The following is a 21117-nucleotide window of genomic DNA, read 5'->3' on the forward strand; positions in this document are numbered from 1 at the left end:
CATGTCACGCGTCGCTAAGAACCCCGTTAAGCTGCCAGCCGGTGTCGAAGTCAAATTCGCAGGCCAACAGCTTTCGGTGAAGGGTGCCAAGGGCACTCTCGAACTGAACATCCATTCGTCCGTTGAGATCGTTGAAGAGGCTGGTGAGCTGCGTTTCGCTGCTCGCAATGGCGATCAACAAACTCGCGCAATGGCTGGTACCACTCGTGCGTTGGTAAACAACATGGTCCAAGGCGTAAGCCAAGGCTTCGAGCGTAAGCTCCAGCTGGTCGGTGTTGGTTACAAAGCGCAAGCAAAAGGCACAGTGCTGAACCTGGCTCTTGGCTTCTCGCACCCAGTGGATTATGAACTGCCGGAAGGCATCACCGCTGAGACTCCTAGCCAGACCGATATCCTGATCAAGGGCATCGACAAGCAGCTGGTAGGTCAAGTGGCCGCCGAGATCCGCGACTTCCGTCCACCAGAGCCGTACAAAGGCAAAGGTGTGCGCTACGCGGACGAAGTCGTCCGTCGTAAAGAAGCCAAGAAGAAGTAGGGCATAGCAAATGACCGACAAAAAAGTTACTCGACTGCGTCGCGCTCGCAAAGCACGCCTGAAAATGCACGAACTCGAAGTCGTGCGTCTCTGCGTGTTCCGCTCGTCGCAGCACATCTACGCCCAGGTCATTTCGGCCGACGGCAACAAAGTCCTGGCAAGTGCCTCGACTTTGGATAAAGAACTGCGTGATGGTGCCACCGGCAACATCGACGCGGCCACTAAGGTTGGCCAGCTGGTCGCTACGCGTGCTAAAGCCGCTGGCGTCTCGCAGGTGGCTTTCGACCGCTCTGGCTTCAAGTACCACGGCCGCGTCAAGGCGCTGGCTGATGCTGCTCGTGAAGCTGGGCTGGAGTTCTAAGTTATGTCAAATAACGACCAAAAGCGCGACGAAGGCTACATCGAGAAGCTGGTTCAAGTTAACCGCGTAGCCAAAACCGTTAAAGGCGGCCGTATCTTCACTTTCACCGCGTTGACCGTGGTTGGTGATGGTAAAGGGCGCGTTGGCTTCGGCCGTGGCAAGTCGCGTGAAGTGCCTGCTGCGATCCAGAAGGCAATGGAAGCTGCTCGCCGCAACATGATCCAAGTTGATCTGAACGGCACCACTCTGCAGTACGCAATGAAGTCCGCTCACGGCGCTTCGAAGGTGTACATGCAGCCTGCTTCTGAAGGTACCGGTATCATCGCTGGCGGCGCTATGCGTGCTGTCCTCGAAGTTGCTGGCGTTCAGAACGTTCTGGCCAAGTGCTACGGCTCGACTAACCCGGTAAACGTGGTTCACGCCACTTTCAAAGGTTTGAAAGCAATGCAGTCTCCTGAATCCATTGCCGCCAAGCGTGGCAAAAGCGTCAAGGAGATCTTCTGATCATGGCTACCGTTAAAGTTACGCTGATCAAAAGCATGACCGGCCGCATCCCTAACCACAAACTGTGCGTTAAGGGTCTGGGTCTGCGTCGCATCGGTCACACTGTAGAAGTCCAGGATACTCCCGAGAATCGCGGGATGATCAACAAGGCTTACTACATGCTGCGTGTCGAGGGTTAATCGATGAAACTCAATGATCTGAGTCCAGCGCCGGGTTCCCGTCGCGAAAAGCATCGTCCGGGCCGTGGTATCGGTAGCGGTTTGGGTAAGACTGGTGGCCGTGGCCACAAAGGTCAAACCTCCCGCTCCGGTGGCACCATTGCTCCAGGCTTTGAAGGCGGTCAACAGCCGCTGCATCGTCGCCTGCCGAAGTTTGGTTTCGTTTCCCTGAAAGCCATGGACCGCGCAGAAGTGCGTCTGTCCGAGTTGGCTAAAGTGGAAGGCGACATCGTCACCGTGCAGTCCCTGAAAGATGCCAACGTGATCAACGTCAACGTTCAGCGTGTGAAAATCATGCTGTCCGGCGAAGTTACTCGCGCTGTCACCATCGGAAAGGGAATCGGCGCCACCAAAGGTGCGCGTGCGGCTATCGAAGCAGCTGGCGGCAAGTTCGAGGAATAAATGGCTAAGCAAGGTGCTCTCTCTGCGCTCGGCAAAGGCGGTATGTCTGAACTCTGGGCTCGTCTGCGTTTTCTGTTCCTGGCGATTATCGTCTACCGAATAGGCGCACACATCCCGGTTCCAGGTATCAACCCGGACCGACTCGCGGACCTGTTTCGACAGAATGAGGGGACCATTCTTAGCTTGTTCAACATGTTTTCCGGCGGCGCGCTGGAACGGATGAGCATCTTTGCACTGGGGATCATGCCGTACATTTCGGCATCGATCATCATGCAACTGATGACCGCCGTCAGCCCGCAGCTGGAACAGTTGAAGAAGGAAGGTGAAGCTGGCCGTCGCAAGATCAGCCAGTACACCCGCTACGGCACTGTCGTCCTCGCTCTCGTCCAGGCTATTGGCATGTCCATTGGTCTGGCGGGGCAGGGCGTTGCGTTCACTGGTGACTTTGGCTTCCATTTCGTCGCGGTATCCACTTTTGTGGCTGGTGCGATGTTCATGATGTGGCTGGGTGAGCAGATTACTGAGCGTGGTGTTGGCAACGGTATCTCGATGTTGATTTTTTCGGGTATCGTCGCCGGTCTTCCGAGAGCGATCGGGCAGTCTTTCGAGTCTGCACGTCAGGGTGATATCAACATCTTCGCCCTGGTTGCCATCGGTTTGCTGGCAGTAGCGATTATCGGTTTCGTGGTGTTCATTGAGCGTGGCCAGCGTCGTATTGCTGTTCACTACGCCAAGCGTCAGCAGGGCCGTAAGGTCTTCGCTGCGCAGACCAGCCACTTGCCGCTGAAGGTGAACATGGCCGGTGTTATTCCGGCTATTTTCGCGAGCAGCATTTTGCTGTTCCCGGCTTCGTTGGGTGCCTGGTTCGGTCAGTCTGAAGGTATGGGCTGGTTGCAGGACATCTCGCAGTCGATCGCTCCTGGTCAGCCGTTGAATATTCTGCTGTTTAGTGCAGGGATTATTTTCTTCTGCTTCTTCTATACGGCGTTGATGTTCAATCCGAAAGACGTAGCGGAAAACCTGAAGAAGTCCGGTGCCTTTATTCCGGGCATCCGTCCAGGTGAGCAGTCTGCGCGCTACATTGATGGCGTTCTGACTCGCTTGACCATGTTCGGTGCTCTTTACATGACGGCCGTCTGCCTGTTGCCCCAGTTCCTGGTGGTTGCAGCAAACGTACCGTTCTACCTTGGCGGGACCTCGTTGCTGATCGTGGTCGTGGTTGTGATGGACTTCATGTCCCAAGTACAATCGCACCTCGTTTCGCACCAGTACGAATCCCTGATGAAGAAAGCCAACCTGAAGGGTTACGGCAGCGGCATGTTGCGCTGAGTACCCATAAGGTTCGAGGAGTTGGTGATGAAAGTTCGTGCATCGGTGAAAAAGCTGTGCCGTAACTGCAAGATTATTCGCCGCGAAGGTGTTGTTCGAGTAATTTGCAGCGCGGAACCGCGTCACAAACAGCGCCAAGGCTGAGTGTGATTGTGCTTCAAGCCCGGCAGCTAGTGCGCTGCCGGGTTGATTATTTGTTATTACAGCGATATTATCTCGCGCCCTATTTCTTGGCTTCCGGGGCGTAGGTAGCTGTCAATTGGAGTCCCACTGAATGGCCCGTATTGCAGGCGTTAACATTCCAGATAACAAGCATACTGTTATCTCGCTGACCTACATCTATGGTGTTGGTCGCACTACTGCACAGAAAATTTGTGCAGTGACTGGGGTAAACCCAGCGGCAAAGATCAAAGATCTGAGCGACGAGCAGATTGAACAGCTGCGTGGCGAAGTGGCGAAGTTCACCACTGAAGGTGACCTGCGTCGCGAAATCAACATGAAAATCAAGCGTTTGATGGACCTCGGTTGCTATCGCGGTCTGCGTCATCGTCGTGGTCTGCCAGTACGCGGTCAGCGTACCAAGACCAACGCGCGTACCCGTAAAGGTCCGCGTAAGCCGATCCGCAAGTAATCGCCCCAGCGAATCGACAGGAAATTAATCATGGCAAAACCTGCTGCTCGTCCTCGTAAAAAAGTTAAAAAGACAGTGGTTGATGGCATCGCCCACATCCATGCTTCTTTTAACAACACCATCGTGACCATCACCGACCGTCAAGGTAACGCTCTTTCCTGGGCTACCTCCGGTGGTTCGGGTTTCCGCGGTTCCCGCAAGTCCACCCCGTTCGCTGCTCAAGTAGCTGCTGAACGTGCTGGTCAAGCTGCGCTGGAATACGGCCTGAAAAACCTCGACGTTAACGTCAAAGGTCCAGGTCCAGGTCGTGAATCCGCAGTCCGCGCTTTGAACGGCTGTGGCTACAAGATCGCCAGCATCACCGACGTGACGCCAATCCCGCACAACGGGTGCCGTCCGCCGAAGAAGCGCCGCGTGTAATCCAGGAGATTGTAAAGAATGGCTCGTTACATTGGTCCAAAATGCAAACTCGCTCGTCGCGAAGGCACCGATCTCTTTCTGAAGAGCGGCGTGCGCGCGATCGAATCGAAGTGCAACATCGAAGCAGCACCTGGTATCCACGGCCAACGCCGCGGTCGCCAGTCCGATTACGGCACCCAACTGCGTGAAAAGCAGAAGGTCCGTCGTATCTACGGCGTTCTCGAGCGTCAATTCAGCGGCTACTACAAAGAAGCTGCTGGCAAGAAAGGCGCAACTGGCGAAAACCTGTTGCAACTGCTCGAATGCCGTCTGGACAACGTTGTATACCGTATGGGTTTTGGCTCTACTCGTGCCGAATCCCGTCAGCTGGTATCGCACAAGTCGATCAGCGTTAACGGTCAGACCGTAAACGTTCCGTCCTACCAGGTTCGTGCTGGTGACGTGGTCGCAGTTCGCGAGAAAGCAAAGAACCAACTTCGCATTGTCCAAGCTCTCGATCTGTGTGCCCAACGTGGCCGCGTAGAATGGGTAGAAGTAGACACTGAGAAGAAGTCGGGCGTTTTCAAGAACGTTCCTGCTCGCAGTGATCTGTCCGCCGACATCAACGAAAGCCTGATTGTCGAGCTCTACTCCAAGTAAGGGCTAGAAAATAGGTGCATCCATGCAGATTTCGGTAAATGAGTTCCTGACACCCCGCCATATTGATGTGCAGGTTGTCAGTCCAACCCGCGCCAAGATCACACTCGAGCCTCTCGAGCGTGGTTTCGGCCACACCCTGGGCAACGCGCTGCGCCGCATCCTGTTGTCCTCAATGCCCGGCTGTGCAGTAGTCGAGGCCGAGATTGACGGTGTGCTCCACGAGTACAGCGCCATCGAAGGTGTACAGGAAGACGTAATTGAAATCCTGTTGAACCTTAAAGGTCTGGCTATCAAGCTGCACGGTCGAGACGAAGTTACGCTGACCTTGTCGAAGAAGGGTTCGGGGGTGGTTACCGCTGCCGATATTCAGCTGGATCATGATGTCGAGATCGTTAACCCCGATCACGTAATCGCTAACCTGGCGTCTAACGGCGCCCTGAACATGAAGCTCACCGTAGCTCGTGGTCGTGGTTATGAACCGGCAGACTCGCGTCAGAGCGATGAAGACGAAAGCCGCAGCATCGGTCGCTTGCAGCTCGACTCTTCGTTCAGCCCGGTTCGCCGTATCGCATACGTGGTGGAAAACGCCCGTGTCGAACAGCGTACTAACCTGGACAAGCTGGTTATTGATCTGGAAACCAACGGTACCCTGGATCCTGAAGAGGCTATCCGCCGTGCTGCAACCATTCTGCAACAGCAGTTGGCTGCGTTCGTCGATCTCAAAGGTGACAGTGAGCCAGTGGTTGTCGAGCAGGAAGACGAGATCGATCCGATCCTGCTTCGCCCGGTTGACGATCTGGAACTGACTGTACGTTCGGCTAACTGCCTTAAGGCGGAAAACATCTACTACATCGGCGACCTGATTCAGCGTACCGAAGTAGAGCTGTTGAAGACTCCGAACCTTGGCAAGAAATCCTTGACTGAAATCAAGGACGTTCTGGCCTCCCGCGGTCTGTCCCTCGGCATGCGCCTCGACAACTGGCCGCCTGCAAGTCTTAAGAAGGACGACAAGGCGACTGCCTGATCGTCGTAATCACCGAACGTTGTGTTTGGTAAGGAATGAACCATGCGTCATCGTAAAAGTGGTCGTCACCTGAGCCGCACCAGCTCGCACCGCAAGGCCATGTTTCAAAACATGGCGGTGTCGCTGTTCGAGCACGAGCTGATCAAAACTACACTGCCAAAAGCCAAAGAACTGCGCCGCGTTGCTGAGCCGCTGATCACTTTGGCCAAGACAGACAGCCTGGCTAACCGCCGTCTGGCTTTCGACCGTACTCGTTCGAAAGCTATCGTTGGTAAGCTCTTCAACGACCTGGGCAAGCGTTACGCTACCCGTGAGGGTGGCTACCTGCGCATCCTCAAGTGCGGTTTCCGCGCTGGCGACAACGCGCCTATGGCGTACGTCGAGTTGGTTGATCGTGCTGTCGGCGGTGAAGCTGTATCCGCTGAGTAAGACGTCAGTCTGAAACAAAGAACCGGGCCTAGTGCCCGGTTTTTTGTGCCCGCAAGAAATGCGCCCTGCGTACAAGCTTCAAACCCTTCCCTATAGGCACTATATGCTTGGGTTGATCATTAGTAATTTTCTATTGATGTCTGCAAATTAATGAATTTGTGACTGTCATGTTGATGATCAATACTTCCCACCAAGCCGATTTAGCCGGCAGTTCAAGACTGACAGAGGAAGAGATCGCATGAGCCAAAACAAAACACTTACGACCGCCAGCGGCGCTCCTGTCGCCGACAACCAGAATTCCCGCTCCGCCGGCCCTCGTGGCCCTCTGCTGCTCGACGATTTCCACCTGATCGAGAAGCTTGCCCACTTCAATCGTGAAAACATCCCGGAGCGTCGCGTACACGCCAAAGGCTCGGGTGCTTACGGCACGTTCACTGTGACTCGCGATATCACTCAATACTCCAGCGCCAAGCTGTTTGAGTCTGTTGGCAAACAAACCCCGACCTTCCTGCGGTTCTCCACAGTGGGTGGCGAGCGCGGCTCGGCTGACACCGAGCGTGATCCACGCGGTTTTGCCCTGAAGTTCTATACCGAGGAAGGCAACTGGGACATCGTCGGTAACAACACGCCGGTGTTCTTCATCCGTGATCCGCTGAAATTCCCTGACTTTATCCACACCCAGAAGCGTCTGCCGCAAAGCAACCTGAAAAGCGCGCAGATGATGTGGGATTTCTGGTCGCATTCGCCTGAGGCGCTGCACCAGGTCACTATCCTGTTTTCGGACCGCGGCATCCCTGACGGTTACCGTCACATGCACGGTTTCGGCAGCCACACCTACAGCTTGATCAACGCCAATGGCGAGCGTCATTGGGTGAAGTGGCATTATAAAACCAAGCAAGGGATCAAGAACCTCGCTCCGGCAGAAGCGGCGCGCCTGGCCGGTACCGATCCGGATTACGCACAACGTGACCTGTTCGGCGCCATTGAGCGCGGTGACTTCCCGAAATGGAGTGTCAACATTCAGATCATGACCGAGGCTCAGGCCTCGGCTCACTACGAGAACCCGTTTGACGTGACCAAGACCTGGTCGCAGAAAGAGTTTCCGTTGATCGAAGTGGGCGAGCTTGAGCTCAACCGCAATCCGCTGAACTACTTCGCTGAAGTCGAGCAGGCCGCGTTCGGTCCGAGCAACATGGTCCCAGGCGTCGGCCTGTCACCTGATCGCATGCTGCAGGGGCGTGTGTTCGCTTACGCGGATGCTCACCGCTATCGTGTGGGCACCAATCACCAGCAGCTGCCAGTGAATGCACCTCGCAGTCCGGTCAACACTTACCAGCGCGATGGTTCGATGGCGTTTGGCAGTAATGGTGGTGCGGCGCCGAACTACGAGCCGAACAGCTACGTTGAATCACCGAAACAGGCACCGCACTACGCGGAACCTGCCTTGGCCTTGAGCGGTGCGGCTGACCGCTACGATCATCGTGAGGATACCGACTACTACAGCCACGCGGGTGCGCTGTTCCGTCTGATGAACGATGAGCAGAAAGCGCTGCTGATCAACAACATTGCCGGTGCGATGGCTGGGGTTTCCGGCGACGTGGTTGATCGTCAGCTGCAGCATTTCTTCAAGGCCGATCCGGCTTATGGAGAAGGCATCGCGAAGGCGTTGGGCGTACAGCTTAACGAAGTCTAAACGAGAAGCAGAACCGCCCTCATTAGGGCGGTTTTTTGCGTTATTTGAACCCATTTTCTCAGAATATCTTCGCTTTTATTGCGACGGGCGAGTGACCTTCAGGTCAGGTTGGTTCAAACTACAGCCTTTCAAGCAGGGAGATGTAGGGCGATGCAAGGTCACCCAGACGTAATCGATTACCTCAACACGTTGCTGACAGGCGAACTGGCAGCGCGTGATCAATATTTCATCCATTCGCGGATGTACGAGGACTGGGGGTTCACCGAGCTCTACGAGCGTATCAACCACGAGATGGAAGAAGAGGCTCAGCACGCTGATGCGCTGATGCGTCGGATCCTGATGCTCGAAGGTACGCCGCGCATGCGTCCGGACGATCTCGATGTTGGCACCACTGTGCCTGACATGCTCGCCGCTGACCTGCGTCTGGAATATAAAGTTCGTGCAGCTCTGTGCAAAGGCATCGAGCTTTGCGAGTTGCACAAGGACTATGTCACCCGCGAGATCCTGCGCATTCAGCTGAACGACACCGAGGAAGATCACACCTATTGGCTGGAGAAACAGCTGGGTTTGATCAAGTTGATCGGTCTGGAGAATTACCTGCAATCGCAGTTCTGATTTTTAGACCGGCGACGCACAAAAAAGCCCCTGTCACCGACAAAGTGACAGGGGCTTTTTCATGGGCCTGATTCAGGCCTTGTCGCGAGCCAGCAGTGGTTTGAGGTAGTAGCCAGTGTGAGACTGCTTCATCTCGGACACGTCTTCCGGCGTACCGACGGCAATGATCTGGCCGCCCTTGGAGCCGCCTTCCGGCCCCAGGTCCACCAACCAGTCGGCAGTCTTGATCACATCCAGGTTGTGTTCGATCACCACCACGGTATTGCCATGGTCGCGCAAGCGATGCAAAACATCGAGCAGTTGCTGGATATCTGCAAAGTGCAGACCGGTAGTCGGCTCATCGAGGATATACAGGGTCTTGCCGGTATCGCGCTTGGACAACTCGCGGGACAGTTTCACCCGCTGGGCCTCACCGCCCGACAGCGTCGTCGCCGATTGTCCCAGCTTGATGTACGAAAGGCCTACGTCCATCAGCGTCTGAAGCTTGCGCGCCAAGGCTGGAACCGCGTCGAAGAACACCCGGGCTTCCTCGATGGTCATCTCGAGGGTTTCGTGGATGCTCTTGCCCTTGTACTTGATCTCAAGGGTTTCGCGGTTGTAGCGCTTGCTCTTGCAGACGTCGCACGGGACATAGATGTCCGGCAGGAAGTGCATTTCCACTTTGATCAGGCCATCGCCCTGGCAGGCTTCACAGCGTCCGCCCTTCACGTTGAAGGAGAAACGCCCTGGCCCGTAACCGCGGGAGCGGGATTCCGGTACGCCGGCGAACAACTCGCGAATTGGTGTGAACAACCCGGTGTAGGTCGCCGGGTTGGAGCGCGGCGTGCGACCGATCGGGCTCTGATCGATGTCGACGACTTTATCCAGGTGCTCAAGGCCCTTGATGCTGTCGTGAGCCGCCGCTTCCAGGGTCGTTGCCCCGTTGAGTGCGGTAGCGCTCAAGGGAAACAACGTGTTGTTGATCAGCGTCGATTTGCCCGAGCCGGACACGCCGGTCACGCAAGTCAGCAGACCGATTGGAATCTCCAGGTCGACATTGCGCAGATTGTTGCCGCGAGCACCCTTGAGGGACAGCGACAGCTTCTTGTTACGGGGTGTGCGTTTGGCTGGAACGGCGATCTTCACTCGGCCCGACAAATACTTGCCAGTCAGAGAGTCAGGGTGAGCCATGACTTCGTCCGGCGTACCTTCGGCAACGATATGTCCACCGTGCACACCCGCGCCCGGGCCGATATCCACTACATAGTCGGCCAGACGAATCGCGTCTTCGTCGTGCTCGACCACGATTACCGTGTTGCCGATGTCCCGCAGATGCTTGAGGGTGCCCAGCAACCGGTCGTTGTCCCGCTGGTGCAGGCCAATTGACGGTTCATCGAGGATGTACAGAACCCCCACCAGGCCGGCGCCAATCTGACTGGCCAGGCGGATACGCTGGGCCTCACCGCCGGACAGCGTGTCGGCACTGCGATCCAGTGACAGATAGTCCAGGCCTACGTTGACCAGAAACTGCAGGCGTTCGCGGATTTCCTTGAGGATCTTGTCGGCAATTTCGCCACGGCGGCCGGTCAGCTTCAGCACGCCGAAGTATTCGCAGGCATCGCCGATCGGCAAGTTGGTCACCGCCGGCAAGGTCTTCTCGCCAACCCAAACGTGTCGCGCCTCGCGACGCAGGCGGGTGCCACGGCAATCCGGGCAAGGCTGGGTGCTGAGGAACTTGGCCAGTTCTTCACGGACCGAAGCAGATTCGGTTTCGCGGTAGCGACGTTCCAGGTTCGGCACGATGCCTTCAAACGGGTGCGAACGTTTGACGATATCGCCGCGGTCGTTCAGGTACTTGAAGTCGACATTCTGCGAGCCGCTACCATGCAGGATGAATTTCTGCTGATCGGCCGGCAGTTCGTTGAACGGCACTTCGAGGCTGAACTTGTAGTGGGCAGCCAGCGAGCCGAGCATCTGGAAGTAATAGACGTTTCGCCGGTCCCAGCCGCGGATCGCGCCTTCGGCCAGGGTCAGTTCACCGTTCACCAATCGTTTGGTGTCGAAGAACTGTTTAACCCCCAAACCATCGCAGGTCGGGCAGGCGCCGGCCGGGTTGTTGAAGGAAAACAGTTTGGGTTCCAGCTCGCTGATGGCGTGGCCGCAGATCGGGCAGGCAAAGCGTGCGGAGAAGATGATTTCTTCGCCGGGCTCGTCGTCCATTGGCGCCACCAGAGCGATGCCGTCCGCCAGTTTCAGCGCGGTCTCGAACGATTCGGCCAGGCGTTGTTGCAGATCGGCGCGGACCTTGAAGCGGTCGACCACGACGTCGATCGAATGCTTCTTCTGTTTATCCAGCTTCGGCAACTCGTCCAGCTCACAGAGCTTGCCGTTGACCCGGGCCCGCACAAAGCCCTGGGCCCGCAGTTCTTCGAAGACCGAGAGGTGTTCGCCCTTGCGCTCGCGGATCACAGGGGCCAGCAGCATCAGTTTGCTGCCCTCCGGTTGCGCCAGCACCAGGTCGACCATCTGGCTGACGGTCTGGGCTTCCAGCGGAATGTCGTGGTCCGGGCAGCGCGGAATACCGACGCGAGCGTAGAGCAGGCGCAGGTAATCGTAGATTTCGGTAATGGTGCCAACCGTCGAGCGTGGGTTGTGCGAGGTCGACTTCTGTTCGATGGATATCGCTGGCGACAGACCTTCGATGGTGTCGACGTCAGGTTTTTCCATCATCGACAGGAATTGCCGGGCGTAGGCCGACAGCGATTCGACATAGCGGCGCTGGCCTTCGGCGTACAGCGTGTCGAAGGCCAGGGACGACTTGCCGGATCCGGACAGGCCGGTGATGACGATCAGTTTGTCCCGTGGCAGGGTCAGGTCGATGTTCTTCAGGTTGTGGGTTCGGGCCCCACGAATCAGGATCTTGTCCAAAGTGGCCTCGCTCGGCGGGCGTCGAAAACGTAGGAGTATACGGCCAAATACTGGATGGATGCACACTATCAAATGAGGGGCGCGCAGCCTTGCGTGAAGATTGCGTCATCTGTACGCGTCATAGCGTCGCGATATACCCCGTCAATCGATGGGACTGGTAGAATCGCCGCCGGTTCACATGAGGTTTTTCCATGCACGATCCCCACAGCGAACGCATGAGTGGCAGTGAGACCCGCGCAGCAAGCGGTCTGGCCCTGGTGTTCGCCTTCCGTATGCTTGGCATGTTCATGGTGTTGCCGGTGCTGGCGACCTATGGGATGGACCTGGCGGGCGCGACCCCGGCCCTCATCGGGTTGGCGATTGGCGCTTACGGCCTGACCCAGGCGATTTTTCAGATTCCCTTTGGCTTCATTTCCGACCGCATCGGTCGACGTCCAGTGATTTACCTGGGGCTGATCGTTTTCGCCCTGGGGAGTGTGCTGGCGGCCAATGCCGATTCGATCTGGGGCGTTATCGCCGGACGCATCCTGCAGGGCGCCGGGGCGATTTCCGCGGCGGTCATGGCGTTGCTGTCGGACCTGACCCGGGAACAGCATCGGACCAAAGCCATGGCCATGATCGGCATGACGATCGGTCTGTCGTTCGCGATCGCCATGGTGGTAGGGCCATTGCTGACCCGTGCCTTCGGCCTCTCGGGGCTGTTCTTCGCCACCGGCGGCATGGCGCTGCTTGGTATCGTCATCGTGATGTTCATGGTGCCGCGCGCCACCGGGCCATTGCAGCACCGCGAGTCCGGTGTCGCGCGTCAAGCGCTGATACCGACGCTCAAGCACCCGGACCTGCTGCGCCTGGACCTGGGCATTTTTGTGTTGCACGCGATGTTGATGTCGAGCTTCGTTGCATTGCCCCTGGCGCTGGTCGAAAAAGCCGGTTTGCCCAAGGAGCAGCACTGGTGGGTGTACCTCGCTGCGCTGCTGATTTCTTTCTTCGCCATGATCCCGTTCATTATCTACGGCGAGAAGAAACGCAAAATGAAACGAGTTTTATTGGGCGCGGTGCTGACGCTGATGCTCACTGAGCTATTCTTCTGGCAGTTCGGCGACAGCTTGCGGGCTCTGGTAATCGGCACGGTGGTGTTTTTCACCGCGTTCAATCTGCTGGAAGCGTCCTTGCCGTCGCTGATCAGCAAGGTTTCACCGGCAGGCGGCAAAGGCACGGCGATGGGGGTTTATTCCACCAGTCAGTTCCTCGGTTCGGCACTGGGCGGGATCCTCGGCGGCTGGCTGTTTCAGCACGGCGGTTTGTCGGTTGTGTTCCTGGGATGTGCCGGGCTGGCTGCACTTTGGCTGGCCTTTGCTGTTACCATGCGCGAACCACCTTACGTCACGAGCCTGCGCTTGCCGTTGTCGCCCGAGGCGATCCGCGAAGCGGGTCTGGTTGAGCGCCTGAAGGCCGTCGTAGGGGTAACAGATGCGGTGATCGTTGCTGATGAAGCGGCGATTTACATCAAATTGGACACAGAACTATTGGATCGCACGACCCTTGAGCGCCTGGTGAACAACCCGGCCGAGGCAGCGTGCGTAGCCTAGGAGAACGTTATGGCCCGTGGGGTTAACAAAGTCATATTGGTCGGCACTTGCGGCCAGGATCCCGAAGTTCGCTACTTGCCTAACGGTAACGCCGTGACCAACCTGAGTCTGGCGACCAGCGAACAGTGGACCGACAAGCAAACCGGTCAGAAGGTCGAGAAGACCGAATGGCACCGTGTTTCGATGTTCGGCAAAGTGGCCGAAATCGCCGGCGAATACCTGCGTAAAGGTTCGCAGGTCTACATCGAAGGCAAGCTGCAGACCCGCGAGTGGGAAAAAGACGGTATCAAGCGTTACACCACTGAAATCGTGGTCGACATGCAAGGCACCATGCAACTGCTGGGCGGCCGTCCACAGCAGGGCGACCAACAAGGCGGGGGCAATAACTACCAGCAATCCGCTCCAGCCCCACGCCAGCAGGCTCCGCGTCCGCAGCAGTCGGCACCGCAACAGTCGCGCCCGGCTCCTCCGCAGGCCGCACCGCAACCGGCTCCGGATTTCGACAGCTTTGATGACGATATTCCGTTCTAATTCCTACCTAAGACTATTTTGTAAAGTTTAGGTCTGGAACCCCCGATCAGTCCTCTCGACTGGTCGGGGGTTTTCTTTTGCGCACCAGATTGTAGGAGCCGGCTTGCTGGCGATGAACGATAACTCGGTTTGTCTGGTTAACCGCGGCGCCTGGATCGCCAGCAAGCCGGCTCCTACAGAGCGGTCATGTTGGCCCGCGCCATGTGCAGTTTTTTGTAGCTGTCGATCAGGCGCAAGTGTCTATCGAGCCCCTCCAGCTTCATGCTGGTCGGCGTCAAGCCATGGAAGCGCACGCTGCCGTCCACCGATCCGATCGCTGCATCCATCCGCTCGTTGCCAAACATCCGGCGGAAGTTGGCCTCGTAGTCTTCCAGTTCCAGGTCTTCGTCCAGCTTCATCTCCAGCACCACATTGACCGCCTGATAGAACAAGCCACGCTCAACCGTGTTGTCGTTGTACTGCAGGAACATTTCCACCGCCTCTTTCGCTTCTTCAAATTGTTGCAAGGCGAGATAGATCAGCAGCTTCAACTCCAGGATCGTCAGCTGACCCCAAGCGGTATTGTCGTCAAATTCGATGCCGATCAAGGTGGTGATGTCGGTGTAGTCGTCCAGCTCACTTTCCACCAGGCGCTCAACCAGTGCTTGCAGTTCCTCTTCGTCCAGGCGATGCAGGTTCAGGATGTCGGCGCGGAAGAACAGCGCTTTGTTGGTGTTATCCCAGATCAGATCGTCTACTGGATAAATTTCCGAATAGTCTGGCACCAGGATACGGCAGGCCGTTGCACCGATATGCTCGTAGACCGCCATGTACACTTCTTTGCCCATGCCTTCGAGAATGCCGAACAAGGTCGCGGCTTCCTCGGCATTCGAGTTTTCACCCTGGCCGGAGAAGTCCCACTCCACGAATTCGTAATCCGATTTTGAGCTGAAGAAACGCCACGACACCACGCCGCTGGAGTCGATAAAGTGCTCGACGAAGTTATTCGGCTCGGTCACCGCATGACCTTCAAACGTCGGCTGGGGCAGGTCGTTGAGGCCTTCGAAGCTGCGGCCCTGGAGCAATTCGGTCAGGCTGCGTTCCAGCGCCACTTCCAGGCTCGGGTGCGCGCCGAACGAGGCGAACACCCCGCCGGTACGCGGGTTCATCAACGTGACGCACATCACCGGGAATTCACCTCCCAGGGACGCATCCTTCACCAGCACCGGGAACCCTTGCTCTTCCAGTGCCTGAATCCCGGCCAGTATTCCAGGGTACTTCGCCAGCACGTGAGCCGGCACATCCGGCAGGGCAAATTCACCTTCAATGATTTCGCGTTTTACCGCGCGCTCGAAGATCTCCGACAGGCACTGCACCTGGGCTTCGGCCAGCGTGTTACCGGCACTCATGCCGTTGCTCAGGAACAGGTTTTCAATCAGGTTGGATGGGAAATACACCACCTCGCCGTCGGACTGGCGCACGTACGGCAGCGAGCAGATGCCGCGCTCTTCATTGCCCGAGTTGGTGTCGATCAGGTGGGAGCCACGCAGCTCGCCGTCGCGGTTGTAAATCTTCAGGCAGTACTCGTCGAGGATTTCGGCCGGCAGTGCATCTTTACGGCCAGGCTTGAACCAGCGTTCGTCCGGGTAGTGCACAAACGCTGCGTCGGCGATGTCTTCGCCCCAGAACTGGTCGTTGTAGAAGAAGTTGCAGTTGAGTCGCTCGATAAACTCGCCCAACGCCGACGCCAACGCGCCTTCCTTGGTCGCACCCTTGCCGTTGGTAAAGCACATCGGGGAGTGCGCATCGCGGATATGCAGCGACCACACATTGGGCACGATATTGCGCCACGAGGCGATTTCAATCTTCATGCCCAGGTCCGCCAGAATGGCCGACATATTGCCGATGGTTTGCTCCAGCGGCAGATCCTTGCCGGCAATATAGGTGCTCGCCCCTGAGTTGGAAGCAGGCATCAACAACGCCTGGGCATCGGCGTCGAGGTTGTCCACCTCTTCGATCACAAACTCAGGCCCGGCTTGCACCACTTTTTTCACGGTGCAACGGTCGATGGAGCGCAGGATGCCCTGGCGGTCCTTGTCGGAGATATCCGCCGGCAACTCGACCTGGATCTTGAAAATCTGGTTGTAGCGGTTTTCCGGGTCAACAATATTGTTCTGCGACAGGCGGATGTTATCCGTGGGGATATTGCGCGTGTTGCAGTACAACTTCACAAAATACGCCGCACACAACGCCGACGAAGCCAGGAAGTAGTCGAACGGACCCGGTGCCGAGCCATCGCCCTTGTAGCGGATAGGTTGATCGGCCACCACCGTGAAGTCATCGAACTTGGCTTCAAGTCGCAGGTTGTCGAGAAAGTTGACCTTGATTTCCATGGGGGATTACCAGAATAACGGCTAAACGAATGGCCGCCATTATCCGGCATTTGCGCAGTAAGTCTTGTGGGTGTCTGACGATATGTCGACACCAGTCCTTTTTAGTGGGCGATGGAGGGCTCAGTCGAGTATCAGATGCGGCAAGAACCGGCTCGAATCCTTGGTAATCAGACTGTTGTCCTCACGCACGCCGATGCCGGCTGCCTGATCCCCTATCACCCAGGAACCGATCAGCGTGTAGCTGTCGCCAAATTTCGGCAGCGGGGCAAACTCCTGAAGGATAAACGGCGCATCAGTGTAGGGGCCGTCCTCTTTTACGATCAGACCCTCAGCGGTTTGCAGCTCAATGTTTGCGCCTTCCCGTGAGAAGAACGGCTTGCGGACCCAACCTTTGGGCACCGCTTTACTCGGATCGGAGTCCAGATGCGCCGCGAGCAGGTTCGGGTGACCTTGGTTGAACTCCCACAGCAGCGGCAGGATGCCCTTGTTGGAGATGATGGATTTCCAGGGTGGTTCGAAAAACTGCGTATCGCTCTGCGCAATCGCTGTGCCGAAGGGTTCGTGGAAGATGAACTCCCAGGCATGCAGTTTGAACAGGTGAGGGATCCAGCGATCTTCGAGGTCAACGAAACGTCCGTCACTGGTGAGGCCAATGTCCTCGATATCGATGTGCCGCGATTCGATGCCGACCTTTTCCGCGACCAGGCGCAGGTAGTCGGTGGTGCCCTTGTCTTCGACCGAGTCTTTCATCGAGGCGAAATAGAAGGGCTGTTTGAGCTGCAGTTGGGCAAAAGCCTGATGTAGCTTGGTGTCGATGCTGTTGAACTGGTCGGCATGCTTGGGCAGCAAGCCGCGCTCGATGCATTGCTCCAGCCAGCCCCACTGAAACGCCGCGGCCTCATACAGGCTGGTCGGCGTGTCGTAGTTGAGTTCCAGCAGCTTGGCTGGCCCGCTGCCGTTGTAGGAGAAGTCCATGCGCCCATACAGGTGCGGGTGGCCTTCGAGCCATGAAGTGCGAACCATGTCGAAGAACGGCGCGGGGATGCTCAGGCGCTCCAGCAACTCTTCGCTTTGCACCACTCGCGCCACCAGGTCCATGCACATCTCATGAACTTCGGTGGTCGGGTCTTCGAGGTCGTTCTCGATCTGCTTGAGCGTGAACTGGTAGTACGCGCTCTCGTCCCAATAGGGTTCGTCGTCGATGGTATGGAACAGAAAGCCGAGACTTTCGGCGGTCTGTTTCCAGTCATGACGCTCTGCGCAGAGGATTTTCTTCATGGCCTTGTTCCCTTAGCTGCTTGAACCGCCAAAGCTCTTGCCTGATCCACCCCAGCCACTGCGTGCGCTGGCCTGGCTGCCGAAGCCGCCGCGGGAAGTGGATGATGCAACGGACACTGGCTTGCTGCGGGTGATGGTGTCGGTGTAACTGCCACTGCTGCCGTACCGCGCCTGATTGGACCTGTTGAAGGTTGAACCTGACGATACCCGCTGACTGAGTGTCGAGGACGAGTAGTCACCGCGATCATCGCGATAGCGGTAGACCGGCTCGGAGTAGTAACTGTTGCGGTTGTTGCTGAGCATGTTGCCGATCAACAGTCCCGTCAGCAGGCTACTGCCGGAGAAGCCCGACCCTGCGGCATTGGCTTCCGATGCGGGCAATTTAGCCTTGGCCGCGTCCACTTCGGACTGCGTCACCTCGCCATCGGCACTCAGTTCGAAGCCGCCGAGCTTGGGGATGAATTTGCCGGCGGAATCCTGCTGGCACCAGTCGGCGACAAAGTCGGCGTCGCAATCAGCCTGGTTGTCGTACACCGGCGCAATGCTTCGATGCTGGGCCATGGCCTTCATATAGGCGTCAGAACAGATGTCGACCGGGAGCTTTTCATCGGCGCACTGCTGAACGGACTGGAAATTGTACTTTTTGTGTATCTCGTAGGTTTTTTCCGTCGGCCCGCAGCCTGATATGGCCATGGCGACCGATGCCGCCAGCGAGAGCTGAACGTACTTGCTTCGTTTCATCGCAATCTCCGTGGCGTAATCAGTTCTGGGAAGGGGTCATGCACGCGGCGTTCAACATGCCGACGCTGATGGCCACTGCCGCGACATAGATACCCGCAGCGATTTCGCCGTTCTTGATGCGTTCAGAGGCGCCTTTGAGCACCAGGCTGGTTACCAGGAACGCCAGCAGTTGTACGAAAGCGGCGATCACCGCCCAGACGACGAAGTCCAGAATGCTGATCGAGTAGGCGATCACATTGCTGGCCGGAATGGCGAATCCGATGATGGCACCGCCCAGGGCGATGGCGGCCGCAACGTTGCCCGCACGGATCAATTCGAATTCCCGGTGCGGTGTGATTCGGGTGTAGATGAACTGGAACAGCGCGAACAGCACGGCGGCGCCGAGGATGTACAAAACAAACCCGAGCACGGCGGCTTTGTTCAGGGAGATAGAGAGCGCTTCAAGCATGGACTTCTTCCTTTTTAAAAAGTGTTCAGGTCGGTGGTGTACAGCGAAATACCAAGCGAAGTGCTCAAGCTGATGGTGCCTTCGGCGTCTTCTTCGACGGAAAACAGCAGGAATTCCCGGCGATCGGTCAGGCCGGTTTCGCGGGCGTACAACATCGAACGGTGCCCGATGCTGTAGGTCTCATCCGGATTCTTCAGGTGTTCGCTCAACGGCACCAGTTCGGTCTGGCCGTTCTCGGTGCCCCATTCGCGGGTGTATTCGACCCCGTTTAGGGTGTAGGTCGGCAGGCCGATCAGGCTTTGAGGACCGGCCAGCCGCCGCAGCTCCGCTTCACTGTTGATGGTGACGTAACTGAGGTAGTTGAACAGGATCACCGACTCGACCTGTCCGGCAATGTCGCCGGTGGTGTGCACTTGCAGCCAGTAATCCTCGTCGTTCATGTAATAGCGCGACAGCCAGTTCGACTGCCCGAGATCAACGGTGCCGGCGCTCCAGATCTGTTGGGAGCCAGGGATGATCACGTTGGTGTTGCCGTCGAGCAACAGCTTCAGGGTGGTGTCGAACATAACCCCTTTGCCAAATGCCAGGCCCAGAGGCCCGGCGACAGGCGAGGTTTCGCTGGCTGTCCATTTCGATTCGGTATTCGCGTACGGGGCCTCAAGCCCCAGCAACTGTTTAAACCATCCCATTGGAGATTTCCTTGAGGCGAGTAGAGGCGATGTAGAAGAGTTCGCCGCCCTTGACGCGAGTGGCGCCGGGCGGGTTGATCGAAGGCTGTCGGGCGCCTTTGGCGCGGTAGCCGATAAGGGTCGCGTTATGGTGTTCCTTCATTTGTGCGTACAGATCGCCGAACGTTGCTTCAAAGGTTTCGGGCAGTCTCATCAGGTATTGGGTGGCGCCTTGGCCCACGCACAGCAATTCATTGATGACCACTGACGAGCCCGGATCCTGAGAGGCGCGCACCAACATCTCGATGGCCATGCTTGAGGTGCATTCCAGGCTGGGCGCGTAGGCGCTGGCGAGCGCGGCGATTTCACTTTCATTGAAGTGGGCGACCACATGCCCGACCGGGCTCAGTTGATTGACCGCCAGAACGGTGGCCAGGGTCAGATCATCTGAATGGGTACGCACCAGTACGCGTTCGGCGCCAGGCACGCCGGCACGCAGCAAAAGCGCGGCAGATGACAGGCTTTCACCTTTGATAAAGGCCGCCTTGCCCGGCATGGGGTTTTCTTCGAGGTCGCAATCGCAAATGACGATCAGGTTGTCATTGGACGTTTCGTCCTGCAGCAGCAACTCAATAACCCGCTCGCTGGACGCGCCTTCCCAGCCGATGAGAACGGTATGGCCGACCTTGCCGGTGAAATCGCCTTTGCCCTTCATGCCTTTTCTCCATACATCGATGACACTGCTGGTGGTTTTGCCGATGGCTGCCGTCAGCAGCGCAATGCCCCCGAGCATGACCCAGGTGGCCACGAAAATCCGTCCCGCGGCTGTCTGTGGCGCAAGATCGCCGTAGCCGACGGTGAGCGTAGTGGTGAGATAGAAGTAGGTGAACGTGGCGGGAGCGATGAGGTGTTGTTCGCCCAGAAACGCCAGGCCGAGCCAGGCCGTGCTCAGGTGTACGCCCAACGCAATGGCCAGGCCGGCCCAGCCGAAGCGATGGAAGAAGGACGCAGCGTACGCGCGCAATAAAAGGAAAATCGACATTACATCCCTGACTCCTTGGGGGCTCATTCCTGGCGACGTAATCGCTCGGGCATCTGAGTGCTCGAGTGCGGTTACCGGGCGGCATTAAACCTGCTGCGCGGCGTAGATAACAGTACCTTGGCTGCAATAAAACCGCCGATTGCACCAAAAATATGCCCTTCGAAGGAAATGCCCCGGCGCGGAAGGAAGCCAACAATCAGCCCACCATAGAGCAGGGCCACGACACTGGCCGTTATCAGGTTGCTCCAGCTCCTCTGGAACCAGGCGCGCGAAAGAAGATACGCCCACAGCCCGAACACCCAGCCGCTGGCACCGATATGCACGCCGGCAAAACCGAACAGCCAGATCAGCGAACCGCCCAGCAAAATGATGATAGCGCTGACGGCCATGAACCGGTTGAGCCCTTCGACGATGACCAGGGTACCGAGGATCAAAAAGGCAATCAGGTTGGCACTCAGGTGCGCAAAGGATGTGTGCAAGAAAGGCGAGGTGATGATGCCGACCAGTCCGTGCAGGGTTCTCGGAACCAGGCCGAAGGCGTTAAGGCTGTAGCCGGTCGCCACATTGAGCAGTTGCAGCGCAACCATGAAGATGGCCAGGCCAGCGATTGTCTTGAAACCCTTCAGGGCATCCATCCTTGACCTCGACTCGGCAGTAAAGAAGGGCGATCAATTAATGCCTGCCAGTTAAGAGATAGAACAAGCACTGAGTAAAGTTGTGGCGAGGGAGCTTGCTCCCGCT

Annotated in this window: 24 protein-coding genes; 16 read left to right on the forward strand and 8 right to left on the reverse strand. The window is 57.3% G+C overall.

What is annotated here, in order from left to right; all coding sequences use genetic code 11:
* The first annotated feature begins 1 nt into the window (after position 1).
* From rplF to bfr, 14 genes are all read left to right on the forward strand, one after another.
* Positions 2–535: a 50S ribosomal protein L6 gene (gene rplF, locus JUI81_RS18845; protein WP_003176412.1), complete on the forward strand. Its 534-nt coding sequence runs from the start codon at positions 2–4 to the stop codon at positions 533–535.
* Between the two features lie 10 nt (positions 536–545).
* Complete coding sequence (rplR, locus tag JUI81_RS18850) at positions 546–896, forward strand: 50S ribosomal protein L18 (RefSeq protein WP_003186037.1); 351 nt, start codon at positions 546–548, stop codon at positions 894–896.
* Positions 897–899: 3 nt separating this feature from the next.
* Positions 900–1400 (forward strand): 30S ribosomal protein S5, encoded by a 501-nt coding sequence (gene rpsE / locus JUI81_RS18855; RefSeq protein ID WP_003186035.1) that lies wholly within the window; start codon positions 900–902, stop codon positions 1398–1400.
* Positions 1401–1402: 2 nt separating this feature from the next.
* On the forward strand, positions 1403–1579 hold the full coding sequence (gene rpmD / locus JUI81_RS18860; protein WP_003176408.1) for a 50S ribosomal protein L30: 177 nt from the start codon (positions 1403–1405) through the stop codon (positions 1577–1579).
* A gap of 3 nt (positions 1580–1582) precedes the next feature.
* Positions 1583–2020, forward strand: a complete 438-nt coding sequence (rplO, locus tag JUI81_RS18865; RefSeq protein ID WP_003228720.1) for a 50S ribosomal protein L15 — start codon at positions 1583–1585, stop codon at positions 2018–2020.
* Positions 2021–3349, forward strand: a complete 1329-nt coding sequence (gene secY / locus JUI81_RS18870; RefSeq protein WP_003228718.1) for a preprotein translocase subunit SecY — start codon at positions 2021–2023, stop codon at positions 3347–3349.
* 27 nt (positions 3350–3376) lie between these two features.
* Complete coding sequence (gene rpmJ / locus JUI81_RS18875; RefSeq protein WP_002555468.1) at positions 3377–3493, forward strand: 50S ribosomal protein L36; 117 nt, start codon at positions 3377–3379, stop codon at positions 3491–3493.
* 130 nt (positions 3494–3623) lie between these two features.
* The gene (rpsM, locus tag JUI81_RS18880) at positions 3624–3980 is read left to right on the forward strand and encodes a 30S ribosomal protein S13 (protein ID WP_003186020.1); all 357 of its coding nucleotides are present in this window, start codon (positions 3624–3626) and stop codon (positions 3978–3980) included.
* A 30-nt stretch (positions 3981–4010) separates the two neighbouring features.
* Complete coding sequence (gene rpsK, locus JUI81_RS18885) at positions 4011–4400, forward strand: 30S ribosomal protein S11 (protein ID WP_002555466.1); 390 nt, start codon at positions 4011–4013, stop codon at positions 4398–4400.
* An 18-nt stretch (positions 4401–4418) separates the two neighbouring features.
* The gene (gene rpsD, locus JUI81_RS18890) at positions 4419–5039 is read left to right on the forward strand and encodes a 30S ribosomal protein S4 (RefSeq protein WP_003176404.1); all 621 of its coding nucleotides are present in this window, start codon (positions 4419–4421) and stop codon (positions 5037–5039) included.
* Between the two features lie 22 nt (positions 5040–5061).
* Complete coding sequence (locus JUI81_RS18895; RefSeq protein WP_003186012.1) at positions 5062–6063, forward strand: DNA-directed RNA polymerase subunit alpha; 1002 nt, start codon at positions 5062–5064, stop codon at positions 6061–6063.
* 42 nt (positions 6064–6105) lie between these two features.
* The gene (gene rplQ, locus JUI81_RS18900; RefSeq protein WP_007924175.1) at positions 6106–6492 is read left to right on the forward strand and encodes a 50S ribosomal protein L17; all 387 of its coding nucleotides are present in this window, start codon (positions 6106–6108) and stop codon (positions 6490–6492) included.
* Positions 6493–6730: 238 nt separating this feature from the next.
* A complete protein-coding gene (locus JUI81_RS18905) occupies positions 6731–8185 on the forward strand; it encodes a catalase (RefSeq protein WP_018925656.1) in 1455 nt (484 codons plus the stop codon).
* Positions 8186–8335: 150 nt separating this feature from the next.
* Complete coding sequence (bfr, locus tag JUI81_RS18910; RefSeq protein ID WP_019581411.1) at positions 8336–8800, forward strand: bacterioferritin; 465 nt, start codon at positions 8336–8338, stop codon at positions 8798–8800.
* Positions 8801–8872: 72 nt separating this feature from the next.
* Here the strand turns inward: bfr and uvrA are convergent, their stop codons facing one another.
* Positions 8873–11707 (reverse strand): excinuclease ABC subunit UvrA, encoded by a 2835-nt coding sequence (gene uvrA / locus JUI81_RS18915; protein WP_018925658.1) that lies wholly within the window; start codon positions 11705–11707, stop codon positions 8873–8875.
* Between the two features lie 191 nt (positions 11708–11898).
* Here uvrA and JUI81_RS18920 point away from each other — a divergent pair, with 191 nt between their 5' ends.
* The gene (locus tag JUI81_RS18920) at positions 11899–13296 is read left to right on the forward strand and encodes an MFS transporter (protein ID WP_019650831.1); all 1398 of its coding nucleotides are present in this window, start codon (positions 11899–11901) and stop codon (positions 13294–13296) included.
* 9 nt (positions 13297–13305) lie between these two features.
* Positions 13306–13827 (forward strand): single-stranded DNA-binding protein, encoded by a 522-nt coding sequence (locus JUI81_RS18925; RefSeq protein WP_007933689.1) that lies wholly within the window; start codon positions 13306–13308, stop codon positions 13825–13827.
* Positions 13828–14000: 173 nt separating this feature from the next.
* On the opposite strand, the gene JUI81_RS18930 is transcribed toward JUI81_RS18925, so the two are convergent.
* The 7 genes from JUI81_RS18930 to JUI81_RS18960 all read right to left on the reverse strand — a co-directional run bounded on the left by JUI81_RS18930 (position 14001) and on the right by JUI81_RS18960 (position 21011).
* Positions 14001–16199, reverse strand: coding sequence for an OsmC domain/YcaO domain-containing protein (locus JUI81_RS18930; protein ID WP_096479467.1), 2199 nt, complete (start codon positions 16197–16199; stop codon positions 14001–14003).
* A gap of 120 nt (positions 16200–16319) precedes the next feature.
* Positions 16320–17477, reverse strand: coding sequence for a glutathionylspermidine synthase family protein (locus JUI81_RS18935; RefSeq protein WP_204124812.1), 1158 nt, complete (start codon positions 17475–17477; stop codon positions 16320–16322).
* A 12-nt stretch (positions 17478–17489) separates the two neighbouring features.
* Complete coding sequence (locus JUI81_RS18940) at positions 17490–18218, reverse strand: DUF1190 domain-containing protein (protein ID WP_019581406.1); 729 nt, start codon at positions 18216–18218, stop codon at positions 17490–17492.
* Between the two features lie 19 nt (positions 18219–18237).
* On the reverse strand, positions 18238–18666 hold the full coding sequence (locus JUI81_RS18945; RefSeq protein WP_018925663.1) for a DUF350 domain-containing protein: 429 nt from the start codon (positions 18664–18666) through the stop codon (positions 18238–18240).
* 14 nt (positions 18667–18680) lie between these two features.
* Complete coding sequence (locus tag JUI81_RS18950) at positions 18681–19355, reverse strand: DUF2491 family protein (RefSeq protein WP_204124813.1); 675 nt, start codon at positions 19353–19355, stop codon at positions 18681–18683.
* Complete coding sequence (locus tag JUI81_RS18955) at positions 19342–20376, reverse strand: ion channel (RefSeq protein WP_204124814.1); 1035 nt, start codon at positions 20374–20376, stop codon at positions 19342–19344. The genes JUI81_RS18950 and JUI81_RS18955 overlap by 14 nt, the downstream gene beginning before the upstream one ends.
* A gap of 71 nt (positions 20377–20447) precedes the next feature.
* Entirely contained in the window at positions 20448–21011 is a 564-nt protein-coding gene (locus tag JUI81_RS18960) for a rhomboid family intramembrane serine protease (RefSeq protein ID WP_028938804.1), read from the reverse strand.
* Positions 21012–21117: the final 106 nt, after the last annotated feature.

Source organism: Pseudomonas sp. 008 (genome assembly GCF_016861935.1).
Lineage (GTDB): Bacteria > Pseudomonadota > Gammaproteobacteria > Pseudomonadales > Pseudomonadaceae > Aquipseudomonas.